Annotated in this window: 1 protein-coding gene; it reads left to right on the top strand. The window is 45.9% G+C overall.

The window, feature by feature from the left end:
* A partial coding sequence (locus ACNKXV_RS13755; protein WP_417908293.1) for a CPBP family intramembrane glutamic endopeptidase occupies positions 1-307 on the top strand: 307 nt, incomplete at its 5' end.
* Positions 308-333: the final 26 nt, after the last annotated feature.

Genomic DNA, 333 nt, shown 5'->3' with positions numbered 1-333 from the left:
GTTTTTCAGAGGAATGCTTCAAACAAGGTTGGAAAAGCGATGGAATACCCCATTGGCGATCCTTGTTTCAGGCCTACTTTTTACTGCTTGGCACCTACCCAGTCGATTTTTACTGGCAAATGGTGTAGAAGGTCAAGCTGGAGATTTGGCTTCGGTACTCTTGGGAACCGGTGTTCCAGTTTTTGTGATCGGTTGCTTCTTTGGATGGCACTGGGCAAGGTATCGGAACTTGCCTGTGTTGATTATAGCCCATTGGGCAGTAGACCTATTACCTTCCCTCAGTTCTTTTTTTGGAGTGAGCCATTGATCAGGGTTTTACCCATTCCTCATACA

This window comes from Christiangramia aquimixticola (assembly GCF_048285835.1).
In the GTDB taxonomy this organism is placed as follows: Bacteria; Bacteroidota; Bacteroidia; order Flavobacteriales; family Flavobacteriaceae; genus Christiangramia; species Christiangramia aquimixticola.
This window is presented reverse-complemented; position numbering and strand designations above follow the sequence as displayed.